General features: G+C 33.5%; 14 protein-coding genes. 6 read left to right on the forward strand and 8 right to left on the reverse strand.

The genetic code is table 11. The annotated features are described in order from the left end of the window. Positions 1-58 precede the first annotated feature (58 nt). Together E0F98_RS04400 and pruA are read left to right on the forward strand one after the other, a co-directional pair. A complete protein-coding gene (locus E0F98_RS04400) occupies positions 59-1,228 on the forward strand; it encodes a proline dehydrogenase family protein (protein ID WP_132109403.1) in 1,170 nt (389 codons plus the stop codon). A gap of 47 nt (positions 1,229-1,275) precedes the next feature. Then, positions 1,276-2,904, forward strand: a complete 1,629-nt coding sequence (gene pruA, locus E0F98_RS04405; protein WP_132109404.1) for an L-glutamate gamma-semialdehyde dehydrogenase — start codon at positions 1,276-1,278, stop codon at positions 2,902-2,904. Between the two features lie 444 nt (positions 2,905-3,348). Here the strand turns inward: pruA and E0F98_RS04410 are convergent, their stop codons facing one another. Next, complete coding sequence (locus E0F98_RS04410; protein WP_243699196.1) at positions 3,349-3,771, reverse strand: RteC domain-containing protein; 423 nt, start codon at positions 3,769-3,771, stop codon at positions 3,349-3,351. 322 nt (positions 3,772-4,093) lie between these two features. Here E0F98_RS04410 and E0F98_RS04415 point away from each other — a divergent pair, with 322 nt between their 5' ends. Together E0F98_RS04415 and E0F98_RS04420 are read left to right on the forward strand one after the other, a co-directional pair. Then, positions 4,094-4,936, forward strand: coding sequence for a HipA family kinase (locus E0F98_RS04415; RefSeq protein ID WP_132109405.1), 843 nt, complete (start codon positions 4,094-4,096; stop codon positions 4,934-4,936). A gap of 1 nt (position 4,937) precedes the next feature. Next, positions 4,938-5,825: a hypothetical protein gene (locus tag E0F98_RS04420; RefSeq protein WP_132109406.1), complete on the forward strand. Its 888-nt coding sequence runs from the start codon at positions 4,938-4,940 to the stop codon at positions 5,823-5,825. A gap of 183 nt (positions 5,826-6,008) precedes the next feature. Here the strand turns inward: E0F98_RS04420 and E0F98_RS04425 are convergent, their stop codons facing one another. The 7 genes from E0F98_RS04425 to E0F98_RS04455 all read right to left on the reverse strand — a co-directional run bounded on the left by E0F98_RS04425 (position 6,009) and on the right by E0F98_RS04455 (position 13,856). Further along, positions 6,009-6,791 (reverse strand): GIY-YIG nuclease family protein, encoded by a 783-nt coding sequence (locus E0F98_RS04425; protein ID WP_132109407.1) that lies wholly within the window; start codon positions 6,789-6,791, stop codon positions 6,009-6,011. 111 nt (positions 6,792-6,902) lie between these two features. Then, on the reverse strand, positions 6,903-7,562 hold the full coding sequence (locus tag E0F98_RS04430) for a hypothetical protein (protein ID WP_132109408.1): 660 nt from the start codon (positions 7,560-7,562) through the stop codon (positions 6,903-6,905). 161 nt (positions 7,563-7,723) lie between these two features. Beyond that, positions 7,724-9,619: a UvrD-helicase domain-containing protein gene (locus tag E0F98_RS04435; RefSeq protein WP_132109409.1), complete on the reverse strand. Its 1,896-nt coding sequence runs from the start codon at positions 9,617-9,619 to the stop codon at positions 7,724-7,726. Positions 9,620-9,630: 11 nt separating this feature from the next. Beyond that, positions 9,631-11,808, reverse strand: a complete 2,178-nt coding sequence (locus tag E0F98_RS04440; protein WP_132109410.1) for an ATP-dependent endonuclease — start codon at positions 11,806-11,808, stop codon at positions 9,631-9,633. Positions 11,809-11,931: 123 nt separating this feature from the next. After that, the gene (locus tag E0F98_RS04445) at positions 11,932-12,450 is read right to left on the reverse strand and encodes a hypothetical protein (protein WP_132109411.1); all 519 of its coding nucleotides are present in this window, start codon (positions 12,448-12,450) and stop codon (positions 11,932-11,934) included. Position 12,451: 1 nt separating this feature from the next. Beyond that, on the reverse strand, positions 12,452-13,120 hold the full coding sequence (locus E0F98_RS04450; protein WP_132109412.1) for a hypothetical protein: 669 nt from the start codon (positions 13,118-13,120) through the stop codon (positions 12,452-12,454). Positions 13,121-13,580: 460 nt separating this feature from the next. Then, positions 13,581-13,856, reverse strand: coding sequence for a helix-turn-helix domain-containing protein (locus E0F98_RS04455; RefSeq protein ID WP_132109413.1), 276 nt, complete (start codon positions 13,854-13,856; stop codon positions 13,581-13,583). 1,039 nt (positions 13,857-14,895) lie between these two features. On the opposite strand from E0F98_RS04455, the gene E0F98_RS04460 reads away from it, so the two are divergent. Together E0F98_RS04460 and E0F98_RS04465 are read left to right on the forward strand one after the other, a co-directional pair. Beyond that, positions 14,896-17,922 carry a SusC/RagA family TonB-linked outer membrane protein gene (locus E0F98_RS04460; RefSeq protein ID WP_132109414.1) on the forward strand — a complete coding sequence of 1,009 codons (3,027 nt, stop codon included), beginning with the start codon at positions 14,896-14,898 and terminating at the stop codon, positions 17,920-17,922. Between the two features lie 66 nt (positions 17,923-17,988). After that, on the forward strand, positions 17,989-19,335 hold the full coding sequence (locus tag E0F98_RS04465; protein ID WP_317126183.1) for a RagB/SusD family nutrient uptake outer membrane protein: 1,347 nt from the start codon (positions 17,989-17,991) through the stop codon (positions 19,333-19,335). Positions 19,336-19,389: the final 54 nt, after the last annotated feature.

Genomic DNA, 19,389 nt, shown 5'->3' on the forward strand with positions numbered 1-19,389 from the left:
ATTAAAAAAATTATTTCCAAATAGATGGTTCAGATAGTGCAAAAAAACACAAAAAAAAATGATTAAAATATTTAACAATACACAATTTGCTTTTGCATTAAAAAGCGATTCCGAACTCGACAGAGCTTATTTTCTTTTTAAAATGATTGATAATCAACCTTTAGTAAAAATAGGAACAGCTATTACAAATTTTGCCTTAAAAGCAAAGCTTCCGGTTGAAAGATTAATTCGAGCAACTGTTTTTGATCATTTTTGTGGAGGTGTAAATGAAGATGATTGTTTGAGTGTAGTAGATAAAATGTTTACCAAAGGAGTATCTTCAGTATTAGATTATTCTGTTGAAGGAAAAGAAGAAGAACAGCAATTTGATGCCGCTCTACAAATGACTCTAAAAACAATTGAATTTGCCAAAGAACGAAAGGCAATTCCTTTTGCTGTTTTTAAACCTACAGGTTTTGGAAGTATCGGTTTATTTGAGAAAGTGGGAGAGAAAAAAACTTTAACTTTAGAAGAACAAGCAGAATGGAATAGAGTAGCAGCTCGTTTTGATTTAGTTTGCAGTGAAGCACATAAAAAAAATGTAGCTTTACTTATAGACGCAGAAGAAAGCTGGATGCAAGATGCAGCTGACGATTTGGTTACACAAATGATGCAAAAATACAACAAAGAGAAAGCGATAGTTTTCAATACTTTACAAATGTACCGTTGGGATCGTTTGGATTATTTGAAAAGCCTACATAAACAAGCCGAAAAAGAATGTTTTTTCATAGGCATGAAATTGGTTCGTGGTGCTTATATGGAAAAGGAAAATGTCAGAGCAGAAGAAAAAGAATATCCAACACCAATTTGTGCTTCAAAAGAAGCAACAGATCAAAATTATGATGCGACTGTGCTTTATATGACTGAACATTTAGATAAGATGTCCATTTTTGCAGGAACGCATAATGAACAAAGTTCTTATACTTTAATGAGTTTGATGGAGGAAATGGGAATCAAAAATAATGATAACAGAATCTGGTTTGGTCAATTGTACGGGATGAGTGATAATATCAGTTATAATTTAGCAGCACATGGTTATAATGTAGCAAAATATTTGCCGTTTGGCCCCGTAAAGGACGTCATGCCTTATTTGATTCGTCGTGCTGAAGAAAACACTTCTGTAGCGGGACAAACAAGTAGAGAACTGTCAATGATAAAAACAGAAAGAAACAGAAGAAAAGAGAAATAGTCTTTTTGATAACAAAATAATAAATAACAATTTAATCGAACAACAACATGCCAAAAGGAATTTACAACGTCCCTAAAGCGTTTAACGAAGTCGTTAAGTCCTACGCTCCAGGTAGCACCGAAAGAAAAGAAGTCTTAGCTACTTTTACAAAAATGTATAATGAAAATGTTGATGTTCCATTATACATTGGAGGAGAAGAAATCCGCACCGGAAAAACGAAAACCATAAACCCTCCTTTCGACCACAAACATGTTGTGGGACAGTACCACGAAGCTGATAAAGAACATATAGAAAAAGCCATTTCAACTGCTCTGGAAGCTAAAAAGAAATGGGCTAATTTAGCTTGGGAACACAGAGCATCGATATTTTTAAAAGCTGCTGAATTGCTTGCCGGACCTTACCGTGCTAAAATAAATGCTGCTACTATGATTACTCAGGCAAAAACAGTACATCAAGCTGAAATTGACGCTGCCTGTGAATTTATAGACTTTTTGCGTTACAATGTGCAGTTTATGTCTCAAATTTATGCAGAACAACCCGCTTCATCCGAAGGTGTTTGGAACAGATTAGAACACAGACCACTTGAAGGATTTGTTTATGCAATCACTCCATTTAACTTTACAGCAATTGCCGGTAATTTACCAGCTGCTCCAGCATTGATGGGAAATGTTGTAGTTTGGAAACCAAGTGCTACACAAATTTATTCTGCAAATGTAATCGTAGAAGTATTCAAACTAGCAGGATTACCGGACGGTGTAATCAATGTGGTATATGGAGACTCTGCGATGATTTCTGAAACGTTATTAGGAAGTCGTGATTTCGCAGGAATCCATTTTACAGGTTCAACTCGTGTTTTCAATGACATTTGGGGAAAAATTGGACAAAACATCAGCAAATACAAAACATATCCAAGAATCGTAGGAGAAACTGGAGGTAAAGATTTTGTTGTGGCGCATTCATCAGCTATTCCGGCTCAAGTTGCTACAGCACTTTCCAGAGGAGCTTTCGAATACCAAGGACAAAAATGTTCAGCTGCTTCAAGAGCTTATATTCCACAATCGATATGGTCGGAAGTGAAAAAATTACTAGTAGCTGATTTAGCCTCAATGAAAATGGGATCACCAGGAGATACAAATAATTTCGTTTCTTCCGTAATTTCAGAAAGTTCATTTGACAAATTAGCCGGTTTTATTGACCAAGCTAAAAAAGATGCTGATGCCGAAATTATTGCAGGAGGAAATTACGACAAGTCTGTTGGTTATTTCATAGAGCCTACCGTCATCGTAACTACAAATCCAAAATACAGTACAATGGAAACCGAATTATTTGGACCAGTATTGACGATTTACGTTTACGAAGATGCTAAATGGGAAGAAACTCTAGTTTTAATTGATTCCACGTCTGAATATGCCTTGACAGGAGCTGTTTTAAGTCAAGATCGTTATGCAATTGAATATGCTATGAAAGCTTTAGAAAATGCCGCAGGTAATTTCTACATCAATGATAAACCTACAGGAGCTGTTGTTGGACAACAACCATTTGGAGGAGCAAGAGCTTCAGGTACTAATGACAAAGCAGGGTCAGTATTGAATTTATTACGTTGGGTTTCGCCAAGAACTATCAAAGAAACCTTTGTTACTCCAGAAGATTTCAGATACCCATTTTTAGGAGAATAAACCCCTCTATTCTACAAAATAAAAATTTGAATTGATTTTAAAACCCCACAAGATTAAATTATTTGATTTTTTGTGGGGTATGTATTTTGTTGAAGTTGCTAATTGACAAGTAAATTGATTTTTCAAAACATTTTTTGATTAACAAAAAAGTTCCTAAATTAAGTTAGTAACTATTTCCGCATAAATTCAATCAACCTAATAGCAAAACAGTTCTAAAAATCTATTAATAAGGCGATCTCAAAGGCGAATGCAATTCGACGTGATTATCTTTAGGATAACTTCTAGTATAATTCGAGGTCAGAAGACCTCGAAGAGCAGGGGGAATTTCATTGTTCGTGCTACGCACGCAACGAAATTCTAGCTGTTATAAGCCGTTTTATTTATTTACAAAGACAGATAAATTTTCTGAAATTTCGTTTTCATTATAATTTTCTGAAATGTCTTTCAAGTCTGTTTCGGAATAGATTGGATAAAATATTTGGTATCAAGACAGTTGCTAGCCGTGCGGCAGTAGCGGTAAAATTTCTGGTTCTGTTTGAAGAAAACTTTTAATTTAAGAAGTTCTGAGTTATAATATTTAGCTATTGTTTTATAGGAGCCCAATGGCTTGTTGGTTTCTATAGTATAGATTTCGCTATAGTAAATCAGTTTAGCCGCAAACTTTGGTTTGATATCGCGAAACAATTCTATTTCTTCTTTCTTGTTCAACGATTTGTATTTTATGAAAAAGGTTTTCAGTTTCTCTAAGGCAGCAACGCTGCTTTTCATTGCCTGTTCTGCTGATTGTATTGGGCTTTCTGTTTGCAGATGGATTACTTTTAATTGCTGCTCTAATTGGGACATCAAGGATTCAGAAAATAATTTCATTGAAGCGATTTAAGATTTACAAATTGACTTACTTGGTAATTGAATTGTTCTGTAAATCTATTTGATGGTGACTACCTTTGCAAATGGAGTGGTGTGCGATTCCCGAATTGAATATTGAAATTCCCGAATTGCATAGTAGTTATAATTTTATTTTTTTGCATTTATGATGACATCTTAAATTGTTTAAATAAGCTGTGGTAATCATGGATTGCGATGTTGTATGATCCTTTATATCTGCAAAGTAGCTTTTTAGTAAATGGTACTAAAAACAGCTTGTTTTAAAGAAATACTACTATATTTACTATAAACTATTATAAATTGTATGATTGACATTCTCAAGGTTAAAACAGAACTTTTATTGGAAGAAACAAAAACATCAGGTCATGCTCCGTTAAAGTTTATTTGTAATGATAACAATTTGTATTACTGTAAATATTTAGTTGATTTTGATCCAAATGAAATTAATTGCCTTGCTTATGAAATAGTTTCGCATTATCTACTGAAAGCCTTGAATATCCCTACTCCAGATATTGCTTTGGTTCAGGTTGCTGAAGGAACTTTGGATAAAAGTAAAATCGTAAAAAACAGACGCCTTCGTGTAAACCATATTTGCTTTGGTTCTAAAGGAATAGATCCTTCAGAAGAAATTAATGAATTTGAAACCTGTAGTAACAAAAGAGAGTACAATCGAATTGTAAATCCAGAAGATGTTATCAAAATTGCTCTTTTTGATTTGTGGATTAATAATGTAGATAGAGGGCGATTTATCAATCCAGGTTTTAATTACAATCTATTGGTTGTTAGATCTGGCAGCAAACGTAAAATAATGGCATTTGATCATGCTTTTGTTTTTGGTGGAGTTCAGCAAATAGGAGTTTTTAATTCAAAAATGCCCTTCGAAAATCAGGATAAGTTTCATCAATCAGATTTTTACAAGAGCTTTATTCGTTATATGGACGAAGAAGAAATAATTGAAATTGTTGATAATTTCATACCTTTGTTGAAAATTTCCTATAAGGAGGTTATTGATGCTATTATTTTTCAATTAGCTGATGTATGGAAATTAACGCCTAATTTAGCGGACCGAATACAAGAATATTTGTTTTGTGAAGAACGAATTGAAAAAGTAAAAGCGGTTATATTGAACAGTAAATCCATTTATTAAAATGAAAACATTTTTTAGCATTGTCAGCATTCAAACTAACCCTATTTCTTCGGAAAAATTGGTTATGGGCGTTTTGGCTATTACCGAAAATGAAATTCATTTTGACTATTCTAAGAGCAAATTAGGATTGTTGGATAAATTGGCTCCTACCAAAGTTGGGATTGGAAGCATGGCTAAAAATGCCTTGCAGCAAATCAAGCAAAAAGTGGCTGAGACTAATAAAGCGTTGACCAAAGACCAACAGCAATTAGTATTTGCAAAGTCGATTTTCTCTAAAGATTATATTTCTTATTTGAATAAATATAATAATGGCATTTTGCATTTTACGGAACCTACATCTTTGCCTTTTGATTTTACTGCCGAGAAATTCATGCAGTATTATTACAACTTTGTAGGTGAAACGATAGCTATAGAAACCAAAAAAGAAATCGTGACTTTTGCCAAAAAGATAAAACCTGCTTTTGAAAAAGAAGGTCTTGACGAAAAAGCGGATCTAAAATTTACTTTTGACCCTTTTACTTTCAATGGTATTCTAAAAGAGACACATATCCCGCTGATTACTAAAAATGGAGCTATTAGTGCCATTCAAATCGTTGATTTTAGTTTAGGAGAACAAACGGTGGTGCATCATTTGTATGAAACAAAAATTATAAAAGAAGCTTTGAATGTCTTTGCGAAAAAGGCCAATACTACAGTTAAAAAAATTAAAATTGCTTTTGAAGAACCCATTCAAGGTACATTACAATACGATTTATTTGATTTGAGTATTCAAAACTACAAAGATGATTTTGATTTTATTACACCAGATGTATTAGAAAAAGAAACGGAAGTGATTTGTAACTCTGACAATATCAAATTTTCTGAGTTTCTTTTGACTTTAGAATCTTAAAAAGGGCTTTTCAGCCCTTTCTTTTTTGCATTACAGTTTCTATTTGTTCTTTAAAACTTTTAATTACACTTCACATTGCAGTCACGGAATACAATTCTGCGCCATCGGGATTACTTCTCTTAATTGATTTTGATTGTTTGCACGAGCGAGACGCTCGCATTAGCGCGGCTAAAAATGGCAAACCTATTGGGATTTATGTTCTTCAATTAAATTAATAATTGTTTCGTTTATATTACATATTTCACCAAAATCCAATTTAAACCATTCTCCTCTTGTGCGATTTTCTTTGTATATTTTGTGAAGTTCTTTTTCGATTTTTTTATCACATTGCCAAGCTTTTAATAAAACTACATTTGGTTCCTTAGACTGCAATGTTCTTTCTCTATATTTAGGATTTTTACTCTGTCCAATTTTAAAAGTAAAGTCATCACAATTCATCATTATATATACATATTCCACATCAGGAGCCAAATTTTTATAATTTTCTATTTCTAAAAAACTTCTATAAAATTTTACTCGATTGTAAGTTTTTATAATTTCTATTGCTGAAGACGAAACCAAAATTCCTTTTCCTGTTCTTTGAAGATCAGATGTGGTAACCGTCATGATATCATTTGCTTCAAAGAAGGTTCTTAGTTGATGTATGAATGTATTGTAGACTGATAAGACTTCTAGTTTTTTATTAATTTTGGTAATTTCCAATGAAAAGAGAAGTAAAATATTGTAAAAATTATTTTCTTTAAATTTTAATTCTAGCATGTAACCTGGATGTTCATGTGAAAATTGAACGTACACAAATTGTATTTCATAAGATTGTTCAAAATTCGCTGATAAAGCAAAACATTCATTTGTTAGCCCTCTAAGAACATTACCAATTTCTAGATTATCTTTTGCCCATTGCCTAACGGTTTCAAATTCGAGATTAAATAATTTACTATCAAATTCATTATTTAAATCTGTTCTCATCGAATTGGTTCTTTAAGGCGTAGTTTTTTTGACATATACTGTAGTGTAATCGATTCATGAAAAATAGTAAGTTTTATTTGTTTTTAAGCACAGTTCTTTGTTAGGTGATGTTCACTCTTTCAATTTAAACTCAATATCACATAGAATTTTATACACATTTTCAAAAAAAACCAATGCATTTGTCTTAGACGAACTGTCTTGTTGTAATTGCGCTATGGCTGGAGAAGTTTTAGCGATATCAATTATTCTTGTAATTTTAACATCTTCATTGTTAATTAAATTATTTTGTACTTCTGAAAAATTAAAGAGAAAGCCGGAAAAGAATTGTGGTAAGTCTTTATTTATGACTGAAGTTTGAGCGTGCGAATATGCATCCCTTAATGATTTGGCCTTTTCATTTAAATATTGGAATTGAGCTGAAGATATTAGTCCTTTACTTTTCGCAAGCGATACTGTCTTTGGCAATTTTAAATGATCAAATTGACTATGTACATGATTTACTGCCTTGTTATATTTTTCAAAATCCGAATAAGTCAAACCTTTTGTTTCAAACTTAATCAAGGCCATTTTCATCGTACGTTCAAGCAAATGACTTGTTGAAGTAATGCTTGCGGTATACAAACCAAATAAAAGACAATTTAAGGCCTCCATTTTCAAAGAATTAATCTCACACATTTCAATTAAGTTGTGATTATAGTACTTTTTAAGTTCATCAAAGTTCTGATCAATTCTTTCTGAAAAATGATTTTTTAAATTCTCTTTGTTGCTCATTTTTTATTATTAATTTCGCCTAACATTCCCGCGCTTGGCTACGTTGCCAATCAAAGCGAGCTGCGTTGTTTCGGTGAAGATAAACTTTCTTCGTAATATTGCTTTCCGGTTAGTTAAGTATTTGGCAATAATCGCTTACTGTGTGTTATGGGAAGTGCTTTTTATACAATTTCTATCTCTTCTTCTCTTAGCCAACCAAAATCTAATAAGTTTTTTTTTAATGTTGTTGAACTATCTGTATAGGCTACAATAGCTAAACTTTCTTTAGCTCTACTACAAGCAACATAGAAAAGTCTTGATGTACGATCTATTCCTGTTTCTTTACCGTCTGCAATATTTTTATTATCTGCTGGAGTTAGTGATTTTGTTCCGAATAACTTATCGTAACTGAACATAAATCCTTTTGCTTCAACATCATCGATAACAACCATTACTCTATCATACTCTAGTCCTTTTACACCTTGATGTGTTCCAAATCCTGAGTTTTCAGATATGTAGTCATTGTATTTTATTATCTCATTAAAATCTGCATTTAATGCAATATCCCAAGCAAGTAATAATTCATCATCTTCCTCTTCTTCCTCTCCAGTTTCAACGCGAGTGATAGAAGATCGTTCTATAGCTAACTTTAAGTCAGCGGGTAATTTGAATAACTTTGAACCATTTATATTGTTTAGTATTTCTAATAATATAGGTGATTTATTGTCATCCCAAAGTTTTAGAAGTTTTTCAACATTAGTGTTAGCTGTTTTTAATATACTGATTTTATCACTTTCGTTTTTGATGTTTTCCTTATCAAAAAGGGGGGATTGCTTTTTAATAATATTAGCTATTTCAAAACTATTATTGCTTTTATGAGCTAGTAATAATGGTAAAATTATTTTAATGAAAAAATTAACTGATGAGGAGCTACCATCTAACAAACCAGTTTTCATTTTATCAACAGAATATAATGGATTAAAAAAAGTCGAGAACCCCATCCTAACAGCAGCCATATGGTGTTCAAGGGTAAGAGTCTTTACAGGAATATATTTTTTATCCTTTGGAATATTTTTGTCTGTCCATTTATCGTCTTCCGTGATTGATGACATTTTCTGTTTAATTGATTCTTCAGTAGATAGTTTATCTAATCCCCTCTGAACGATAAAAAATCTAACAACACCACCTGAATTTTCAATTCTTGGAATTTGCTGTTGTTGATCCCCATCTTCTCTGATTTTGTTGATTAGTTCAATTATTCTAGACTTTGAACGATGATTCATTTGTTTTACCGGCTTCAACCAATCTGGTGGTAAATCTTCTCCTAATTTCTCTTTACCATCACTATAAATACGTTGCATAGTATCACCAAAAAGGCCTAATGAGAATTTTTCTACGTTCAGCGATTGTAATGAAAATAAAGCCTCTATTAGATCTTTTTTGGTATCTTGACTTTCGTCAATTAAAACAATTGGATATTTATTAATTAATATCTGCTTAAACAAATCTTTTGAAGCGATAAAGTGAGAGGCAATTGAAATTACCTCAGCGTGATTTAATGAATCTTTAGTTAAATTATCGCCATTAGGATTATAGATAAATTTAGAGATTTTATGTAGTGAGTCAAGTCTTTTGGTTTTAGATTCAATTTTCCTTTTATTAGTAACAGATGTTTTATTGTTAGGATCTCTGCTTTTTGATAGCTGTATGTTTAAGTCATCTATAGATTTTTTTAAATCTACAACCAACCAAGCTTTTATATCTGTTGTAAAGTTTTGAATTAAATCCCAACAAAAACTATGAATTGTACTAACACTAAAAATTGGATCGTAAGCTAACCTATGATTGATTTCATCTGCAGCTGCATTTGTATAGGTTATTATTGCAATCTTTTTGTTTTTTAACTTAAACACTTTTCCATAGTTTTCTTTAAATTGGCTTAGTACATTTACTAATGTGCGTGTCTTACCAGATCCGGCACCTGCAAAAAGAAAAAAACTTTTAGGATTAGTAGGATCAATACAATCGTAAATTTCAACATCAACATTTTTATCAATATCATTATTATAGGTAGTCATCTTACTTAAGTTTAATTGATGTTAATATTTTTATTTGATTTCAATTGTTCTTCGATCCAAATGAGTCCTTCTTCAATATATTTAGGTGTATTTAAATTTTCAGGATTTTCGAAATACAAAACGTCTAAAGCAAATTCTGCTTTTTTTGCACCTTCCGCATTAATTGCATCATAAGCTTTTTTTGCAACATTTGTAATATCAGTTTCATTAGCTGACTCAACCATTTTTTTAAGCAAACCTGATGATTTAGATATTGACTTAAACGTTTCAATATTTTCTACTACAAGTGCATCTTCGAAAGTGTATGGATAAATCTTTTTACCTTTTATATCTATTTCATTTTGAAACGCAACTCTAATTGGATTATCAGCTAGAACTTTATCTTTATATTCTAAGTCTAACAACTTATTGATATCATTAAGTCTAGGATTCCAACTTTTTAGCGTATCGTTATTAGTTTCTTGGTTAGATACTTTTTTAGGTTGACACTTTCTAAATTTCTCTTTTGGGGGAGTTTTTGAGTTGTCAGTATATTTTTCTTGAGAATCAATATCTGTAATAATCAAAGTAATTAAGTCTAATTTTTCAATTAATGGTTTTAAGCGATGAGCGTGACTACCTCCAATTTCAAGAATCGTTACATAACAACTATCAAGTATTTGGTGTTTATTTTTTATAAAATGAGGAATAAGCATTCTTTCTGCAGGTCCTTCAACTAATATTGCCGCATCTGCAAAAAATAAATCATTATGAGTTGTATTAAGATATCTAATAATAAACTTTTCAGTTTCCTTCTCTTCAGATACAGCACTATCAAAAACTGATTTTAAACTAAGGACTTCTGATGTCGGTATTGTCAATGTATTATTTCTTTTGAAATATCTTAGACTCTCAAATTTTTGATGTGCTATATAACTTGAATGAGTACTTATAACCAATTGAGTTGTGAAATCAATTTTTACATCCAAATCAGGATGCTTTCTTAGAACATTATATGCTTTTTTAATAAAAACTTGTTGTACTTGAGCGTGTAAATGTGCTTCAGGTTCTTCAATTAAAACTAAGTGTAGAGGTTCTATAATATCATTATCTTCACTTGTTGCCTTACCTTTACGCATCCATTCATCTCTGTATCGCATTAATTTGAAAATTATTGATATTAAGTTTTGATACCCTAATCCATTGTATTTCTCGGGTAGAGATAATCCATTGTCAATTTCATATCTAACTGCAGATTCGTGTTCTAATCCATCAGCAGCTTTAATGAGCGATGATAAAGTTATTTGAGGATTACCAAAACCAGGATAATTCAAATCTTCTAATTCTTTTAAAGGGTCTTTAAATCTAGTTTTTAGATTGCCATCAAATACCAATTGAGCATTATTCAATTTTTCTAGTGCATCTAAGTCATTTTCTGTTGGGTCTATGGAAGGGTTAAGATGTTTGTCATAGTAAGTACGTAATTGAGATGATAGATTTCTAGAATTTTGTGATTCTGTATTGTCTGAATTGGCATCGCTAAACCCTCTTTGAGCATTTATTGTGTCGATTTTAATTAATCCATTAAGTGGATTTCCTTCTAAGGCAATATTATGTTCAGTTAATTCTTGATCTTTATCAAATTTCTTGGGGTCTAGAATATATGTTTGGATTTCAAATAAAGAATTTAATTTTTTTTCACAGAATTGCCAAAAATCTTTAGGCCATAATTCAACATTTTTACCAGAATCAGTATTTAGCTTCTTTACTTTACTTCTGCTTACAATATACTCTTCAATTAATGCTTCTAAATTTTTAGGTTGGAAAATTAATCTAATCCCTAGTAGTCCACCTTCCCAATCTAGAGTAGGAATTAAATGGCTTACATATCTTAGTTCTGAGGTCTCTACATTTATCCATAAATCCAATGAAGGTAAATATGGTTCAAGTAATTTCATACTTTTATCCTCTTCTGACAAATCGGAATTTATAATCCAAGTTTCAGCGATTTTATTTAACTCCGTCCAATTAGATATTGTAAAATCTTGTGTTTTAAATTCCTTTCTTTTTAAAAAAGTTATTAAAGCATCCATCGCCGTGGTCTTCCCACTATTATTTGCTCCTACAAATATTGTTTCTTTTTCAGAAAATTCAATTTTACATGAATTTAGTTTTCTGAAATTTTTGATTTTTATAAAGTCAATTTTCATAGTTGGTTTTTATGTGAAGTAATTAGGGAGTATTTTCCACGTTCTGACGCTTTGAGATGGTGTGTGGTTCGTAATCTTTTGCAGAAAATATGATACGAAACGGTAATTCCACTAAATTACACACTAGCTCAAAACGGCGGTTGTATGCTGTTGCTCTACAGTAATTTTTCTTTCGTGTTTCGAAGACTCTATTACAGATTGATTTTTTTCTAAACTCAAAACCCAAAAAGTAATAACCCAAATGATTAACATTAAGATTTGATATTTAGTTTTGTCAGAATATTTTAATGCTGTTAAAAATTCATGAAGCAATGTGAAGATAAGTAAACCAAAAAACCAGCAAATTTTTGGATAAATATTATGATTATCAATAAAGCTAAGTAACACTAATAAAAGCAAAGGTTGTAGTCCCCACATTGTCATTAATTTGATGTAACTTTCACTTGGAAGTTCTTCATCAATTTTAATGGTTATGTCTCCCAAAATGTCAGTATTTTGATTTGCTGTTTCATAATATTCTCGTCTACTATTTCTTTCGTTTTCTCTTTTGATATATATTACAGTAACAGTAAGTATAATGGAAAAAATTGCACCGATAAATTGAAGTAATATGCTGTTATTATAAATAATTGATATTTCCATATTAAAATCTATTATTTACCCAATTTTTAATTCTAATGTCTCTATCTTCCAATAAGCTTTTCCACAATTCGTGACTTTTTAAACCATCTTTATCGAACTCTGTTTTATAGTAGTCAATTGGAACTCCAGGCGTCAATAATGGAATGAAATAATTCACATATCTTGTTTTTTTATTTGTAATTATTATTTTACAAAGTAAATTTACGGTCACTAAATTGTCGAGTAGATTTACTTGATCTGACTTTTGTAAATATTTTTCAGGAATCAAAAATATTGTATTTTGAAAACCAGGACTGAAATTCCAATCGACGATGAATTCATTATATAAATTCTTTTTTACATCTAAGTCTTCAGGGTTTGAAAGCGCTAACTCTAACCAATGATAAATTAAAACAAGGCTCTTAAAGGATTGTTGTTCATAAAAATTGGCATTAGCCCATTTCATCAAATTACTCTCGTAAAATTTGAGTTTAAGATTACTATTATCCGATCCTCTCAACTTTTCAAAAAGTTTTATTAATTCATGTCTATTAGGAAATATTATATCCTCGATTATGGATTCAATTTTAATTTCTTCATTATATTTAAAAGAGCTTATCAGTTTTATTGACTCTTCAACATAATTTGCAATGTAACTTTCCTTATTAAATATTATTTCAATATTTGTCATTTTGTTCATTTTTGTCTTACAATAGTATACAACTTGTTTATATCAGCCACAAAATGGCCATAATCTACCCGAATTAGTTTGCTTTGTGCCATAAAATTGTTTTTTATTGGCCTGTACCAAACATACAAAACCATTTTTATTATCCTTTACGGTTTTCCACATTATCAGAAAAAAATAAAATGTAAATAAACAAAGACTCCTCAGTATCTTTTACTTTTTTCTATTCTTCCAACTACCATTATAAGGCCTATCCCTCAAATGTTCATAAAACTTCCCTGTCACATAAAGACCTATAAGGCATACCACAATTAGTCCTATAATTTCATACCATTTCATATTTTGAATTTTTAATTAAGATCAAAATATGTATTTAAATTTTTATAAGATATGCAATTTGGAAAATTCAATATGCAATTTAGAAGTATTGCTAAGAAATTAAAAAAAGATGCCTAAGCATCTTTTATTTGTTATCATTTATTTTAAGTTTTTTGTCTATTTCCTCAACTCGCTTAAAAAACTCAGATACTGGCACTTTATAATATTCACACAATTCATAAAGAGTACTGACGGTCATATTCTGATTTCCGGTTTCATTACGGCCAATATGAATTGACAAATCTTTATTAGCTTTTATATTGTTTGCTACTTGCTCTTGGGTCAATCCAGTTTTAGCACGAAGTTCTTTTAAAACTAGCTTTACTGCACTTAGTAATTGTTCATTTTTTATCTGTTCCATAGTATTTCAAATTGAATCAGAAAAATATTTTCACACAATGACATATTTGTCATTTTATTTTTTATCTTTATGCCCTAATTCTATTAGAATTAATATTATTTTTGCGATTCTTCATATAAAATATTTGAAGCATTCGCTTTGAATCTCGTTTTCAAAAACTGGTAATTTTTAAACGCTCGAGATGATAAGTACGATGCTCACGTCCCATGGCGTGGGCTCACTTATTCGTGCGTAGGGTATACCAGTACCTTGAAAAACGATATAAGCTGAGTTCCATGCCATTTTTATTTCTAATAGGCTCATACTCCGCTTAACATTCTTAGCACCGCTTCATCCTTTTCATAGTCTCGCAGCAGTTTAACCCACTAAAACCCGCATGCCTATGACATAAAAAAAATACTATCTGTTTAATGCCTGTGCTGTTTCTTTATTTTGAGTTAGTGTTTTAGTGCAGGCTCTTTTTTAAAATTATGAATTATGAATTATGAATGGTGAGTAGTAAAAAGGTCATTTTTATTTTGAATTTTAAATTTTGAATTGAGATAAAGAACGAAGGCGCCGATCCTCAAAATCAATCTTACTTTTTTATATCACACTCACGCCACATTACCTTAGGAATACAATTGAGTTTATAACATCTGAATTATTAAAATGAAATACTACAAACAAATACAAATAGGAATAATTTTACTTTTTATAGCAACGATGATTATGTGGCTTTATGGTTGAGATAGTTTCACCGAAACTGATCTTCCAAAGTCATATTGTGAGGGGCAAAGAGGTCATTTTTATTTTAAATTTTGAATTATAAATTTTGAATTGAGATAAAGAACATAATAACAAGAACAAAGAAGCAAGAATATAAATCTAACTAAAATGATGCCTATGACAGAATAATAACATTGAAAGTGAGATTGCTTTCCACCACGGCGGACAAGCTTTGCCTCGCAATGACAAAAAAGGCCCTCCAACCGTCTCGACAACTGCATAGAGGACCAATGCTAACAAAACTAACGTTTCATTTAACTATACCAATATTATGAATAAAAATTCATTATTTATGGGTTGGGCAGTATTTTATTATCCTATTCTTTTTGGATTATATCTTTGCTGTCTTCCCGTTATGGCTAGAACGCCATTGCCAAAACCCATTCTTCAACAATATACTATTACCGGAACTGTAAGAGACAGTCAGGGTGTACTGCCTGGTGTTACTGTATCGGTTCAGGGAAAATCAACAGCCACCATTACAGATTATCAAGGTAAATATGGCATAACGGCCACGGCGACTGATATTCTTGTTTTTTCTTTCGTAGGGTATACCACCTTAAATATTCCTATAGCCGGACGCACTATAGTTAGTGTACATCTACAAGAGGATGCTACCCAACTGCAAGAAGTACGAATTAATGCGGGTTACTATTCCGTAAAGGAAAGCGAACGCACCGGAAGTATTGCCCGTATTACAGCTAAGGCTATTGAAACGCAACCGGTCACAAATGTGCTTGCGACTATGCAAGGAAGGATGGCTGGTGTTAATATTGTGCAGGAAAGTGGTATCGCAGGTGGCGGATTTAGCATCAGTATTCGGGGACTGAACAGTCTTCGAGAGGGTGCGAATGCGCCACTTTTTATTATTGATGGCGTGCCCTATTCGTCTGATCCTATTAGCGATCGCCAGACTTCAACCTCTATACCTGGAGATGGAAACCCATTGGGGAGCATCAATCCTAGTGATATTGAAAGTCTAGAAATATTAAAGGATGCAGATGCTACTGCTATTTATGGTTCCCGTGGTGCCAATGGAGTAGTGCTGATTACCACTAAAAAAGGCAAAGCAGGTAAGACGACCTTTACTATTAATTCCAGTCACGGTAGCGGTAGGGTTAGCAAAATTATGCCTCTAATGAATACAGAGCAGTATTTATTGATGCGTAGAGAAGCATTTGCTACTGATGGCATAACGACCTATCCCGCCAACGCCTATGATGTAAACGGAACGTGGGATCCGAGTCGGTATACCGATTGGCAAAAGAAATTGACAGGAGGTACATCTGAGGTTATGGGATTGCAGGCAACTGTTGGTGGCGGTTCAGAACAAACTAAATACCTACTAAGTGGAAATTATCGAACAGAAAGCAGCGTATTTCCGGGTGATTTTTTATATACACGAGGAGGAGCTCGACTCAGTTTTGACCATGTCTCTGAGGACAAAAAGTTTCATATTACCTTCTCAGGAAGCTATACTGTGCAACACAACGACTTGCCTTGGACTGACTTTGTAACCTTATCGCGGCAACTTGCACCCAATGCTCCAGCACTCTATGATGCGAATAACAAGTTGAACTGGGAGAATAGCACGTGGGAAAACCCATTGGCTAATTTAGAAAGCAAAAATATCGCTACAACGTCTGATTTGATTGCGAATAGTTTGCTTTCGTATCGAGTAGCTAAAAATTTAGAATTTAAAACAAGCTTGGGTTTTACTGATCTTCATAATGAGGACAATCGTTCTATACCTTCTACGGTATATGATCCTGCTTATAATTTGGGTAGTCAGTATTCCTCCATTTATAGCAATACTGTGAGCAAGCGGTCTTGGATTGTTGAGCCACAACTGAATTGGAGGAGGGAATATGGACAATCTAAAATTGATGTGTTGTTGGGAGCCAGTTATCAAAACCAAGACAGTAAGAAGCTCCTTAGCCTTGCCAGTGGATTCACCAGTAATAGTTTGCTCAATGACTTGTCATCAGCATCAGTAGTTCAGCTTTTTAATAACGATGCGATATATTATAAATATCAAGCTTTTTTTGGAAGAGCCAATTACACCTTTGCCGACAAGTATATTGTAAATTTCACCGGTAGGAGGGATGGTTCCAGTCGTTTTGGACCAGGAAAGCAGTTTGCTACTTTTGGAGCCATAGGCGGGGCTTGGTTGTTTTATAAAGAGCCACTGCTAGCTGAAAATAGTTCATGGCTCAGTTTTGGAAAACTACGATCTAGTTATGGTACAACTGGAAATGATCAAATAGGGGATTACCAATTTCTAAACACCTACAGCTCCTCTGGATATCAATATGGAGGTACCAATGGTTTGCAGCCTGCGCGACTTTATAATGCTGATTTTGGTTGGGAAACTAATAAAAAATTTGAAGCTGGACTAGAGCTTGGATTTTTTAATGATCGTATTTTTTTGACAACCGCTTGGTATCAAAATCGTTCCTCGAACCAGCTGGTTGGTTTACCTTTAGCAGGAACCACAGGTTTTAGTAGCATCCAAGCCAATTTAGATGCGACCGTTGAAAATACTGGTTTTGAAGCTACGCTGCGCTTAGTACCGATTAAAACTAATAATTTTTCGTGGACGACTAACTTTAACGTGACCCGAGCAACGAATAAATTGATTTCATTTCCCGGTTTAGCAGCCTCCAGTTATCGAAGTGATTATGTTATAGGCGCGCCTACTACAATAAAAAAGTTGTTCCATTTTACGGGAGTTGATCCACAAACAGGAGTATACCAATTTAAGGATGTGAATGGTGATGGCGCTATATCCTTTGAAGACGATCGTGAAACCGTGAAGGATTTTAATCCGAAATACTATGGAGGCTTGCAAAACTTATTTGTTTTTAAAGGTTTACAATTGGATTTCCTATTCCAGTTTGTCAAACAGGAAAACTTCAATTTTGCTGCTACACAGCGCTTTGCTGGATTGTTGAGTAATCAACCATCAGCTTATGTCAACAGCTGGCATCAGGCTGGGGATTTGGCTCCATATCAGAGGTATACTACTGGCACTGACCAACAGGTTATGCAAGCCAGTGAATATTTTGGTTTGAGTGATGGTGCTGTGAGCGATGCTTCCTATATACGACTGAAAAATATTTCGCTTTCTTACGATTTTTCGAGAGCATTTTTGCCACAAGTAGGCTGTAGACTTTCGCTGCAAGCTCAAAATCTTCTTACTATCACTTCGTATAAAGGGGCCGATCCAGAGTTTACTCAAGGAGGCAGCTTACCGCCGTTGCGCGTGGTTTCAGTTGGCATACAACTTACGTTTTAACATTTAAAATTAAAATATATGAAAAATTTAATACGAATCCGAAAATACATTATGAGGCCACTGGTATTGTCGTGTTGCCTTTTCCTTATCAGCTGTGATGATTTTGTTACAATAGACCAACCCAATTCACAACTGACCACAGATGCGGTTTTTGAGAATGCAACCACTGCTACTGCTGCGATGGTAGACGTATACTCACAAATGAGAGAGAACGGACTGTTTACCGGAAAATCTTTTGGGCTTTCTTGCCTGTTGGGTACGTATGCTGATGAAATGGTTTCTTATGAAAACGGTGCGTATACCACAGCCGATTTTTATAACAATTCCTTGCTTGCTTCAGATGCTTTTGTTTCCTTATTGTGGACTAGTTCCTATAATCAGATTTATGCAGCTAATGCCGTTTTTGAGGGAGTGGGCACTTCCTCCTCTATAGCCATTAGCGATAAAAATCAGTTGCAGGGAGAAGCTCTTTTTGCACGAGCCATAACTCACTTTTACCTGCTCAATCTTTTTGGGGATATTCCATATGTAGCCACCACTGATTATGTTTATAACAGTACCATCCCTAGAATGTCTACTGAGGTTGTGTATCAAAAGATCATTGCTGATCTGGAAATGGTTATTCAATTACTAGCTGTCAACTACACTAGCGCAGACCGCACCCGTCCCAATAAGGCAACCGCACAGGCGTTGCTTGCACGGGTGTTTTTGTACCATGGTGATTATGCAGAATCCGCTAACATGGCCTCGGCTGTTTTGAACGATACTTCCAATTATATTTGGGAGGATAATCTTGATGCTGTATTCCTCAAAGAAAGCACTAGCACGATCTGGCAATTTGCTGCTGGAAGCGAAGGGGCGAATGCGTATGAAGGCAGTACTTTTATTTTCTTTTCTGGTCCGCCACAGCTGGTTTCCTTGTCCGATGGTTTCGTATCAGCGTTTGAGCCCAATGATTTGCGGAAAAGTCATTGGATAAAAACTGTGACTGAAGGGAGTACAGTTTGGTATCATCCCTATAAATATAAGCAAGACCTTGCTACAGGCTCGTCTATGGAATACTCTATTATTTTTAGAGTAGCAGAACAATATTTGATACGCTCAGAAGCACGTGCTAGGCAGGGCGAAATCATTGGTGCCAGAGAGGATTTAAACAAAATTAGACATGCAGCAGGCCTATCAGATACAGATACTACTACTCTAGCAACCTTACTCGAAGCCATCTTACAAGAACGAAAGGTCGAATTATTTGCGGAGCACGGGCATCGTTTTTTTGATTTGAAACGCTTTGGGAAATTAAATGATGTTTTGGGTTTGAAGCCAGGATGGAATGCGGGCGACCAATTATGGCCGTTGCCTCAAGCGGAGTTGTTGGTAAACCCATTTTTAAAACCCCAGAATCCCGGATATTAATATGATACTATATAATAATGGCTTTCTTAGGTTTCTCTACAGAAAGACCAATAC

It is taken from the genome of Flavobacterium hiemivividum, assembly GCF_004349145.1.
Classification (GTDB): Bacteria; Bacteroidota; Bacteroidia; order Flavobacteriales; family Flavobacteriaceae; genus Flavobacterium; species Flavobacterium hiemivividum.

Bases quoted from the DNA above. Each gene is read 5' to 3' on its own strand.
- E0F98_RS04415 (WP_132109405.1), top strand. From the start codon at position 4,094: ATGATTGACATTCTCAAGGTTAAAACAGAACTTTTATTGGAAGAAACA.
- E0F98_RS04455 (WP_132109413.1), bottom strand. From the start codon at position 13,856: ATGGAACAGATAAAAAATGAACAATTACTAAGTGCAGTAAAGCTAGTT.
- E0F98_RS04420 (WP_132109406.1), top strand. From the start codon at position 4,938: ATGAAAACATTTTTTAGCATTGTCAGCATTCAAACTAACCCTATTTCT.
- E0F98_RS04460 (WP_132109414.1), top strand. From the start codon at position 14,896: ATGAATAAAAATTCATTATTTATGGGTTGGGCAGTATTTTATTATCCT.
- E0F98_RS04450 (WP_132109412.1), bottom strand. From the start codon at position 13,120: ATGACAAATATTGAAATAATATTTAATAAGGAAAGTTACATTGCAAAT.
- E0F98_RS04440 (WP_132109410.1), bottom strand. From the start codon at position 11,808: ATGAAAATTGACTTTATAAAAATCAAAAATTTCAGAAAACTAAATTCA.
- E0F98_RS04400 (WP_132109403.1), top strand. From the start codon at position 59: ATGATTAAAATATTTAACAATACACAATTTGCTTTTGCATTAAAAAGC.
- E0F98_RS04425 (WP_132109407.1), bottom strand. From the start codon at position 6,791: ATGAGAACAGATTTAAATAATGAATTTGATAGTAAATTATTTAATCTC.
- E0F98_RS04435 (WP_132109409.1), bottom strand. From the start codon at position 9,619: ATGACTACCTATAATAATGATATTGATAAAAATGTTGATGTTGAAATT.
- E0F98_RS04410 (WP_243699196.1), bottom strand. From the start codon at position 3,771: ATGAAATTATTTTCTGAATCCTTGATGTCCCAATTAGAGCAGCAATTA.
- E0F98_RS04430 (WP_132109408.1), bottom strand. From the start codon at position 7,562: ATGAGCAACAAAGAGAATTTAAAAAATCATTTTTCAGAAAGAATTGAT.
- pruA (WP_132109404.1), top strand. From the start codon at position 1,276: ATGCCAAAAGGAATTTACAACGTCCCTAAAGCGTTTAACGAAGTCGTT.
- E0F98_RS04445 (WP_132109411.1), bottom strand. From the start codon at position 12,450: ATGGAAATATCAATTATTTATAATAACAGCATATTACTTCAATTTATC.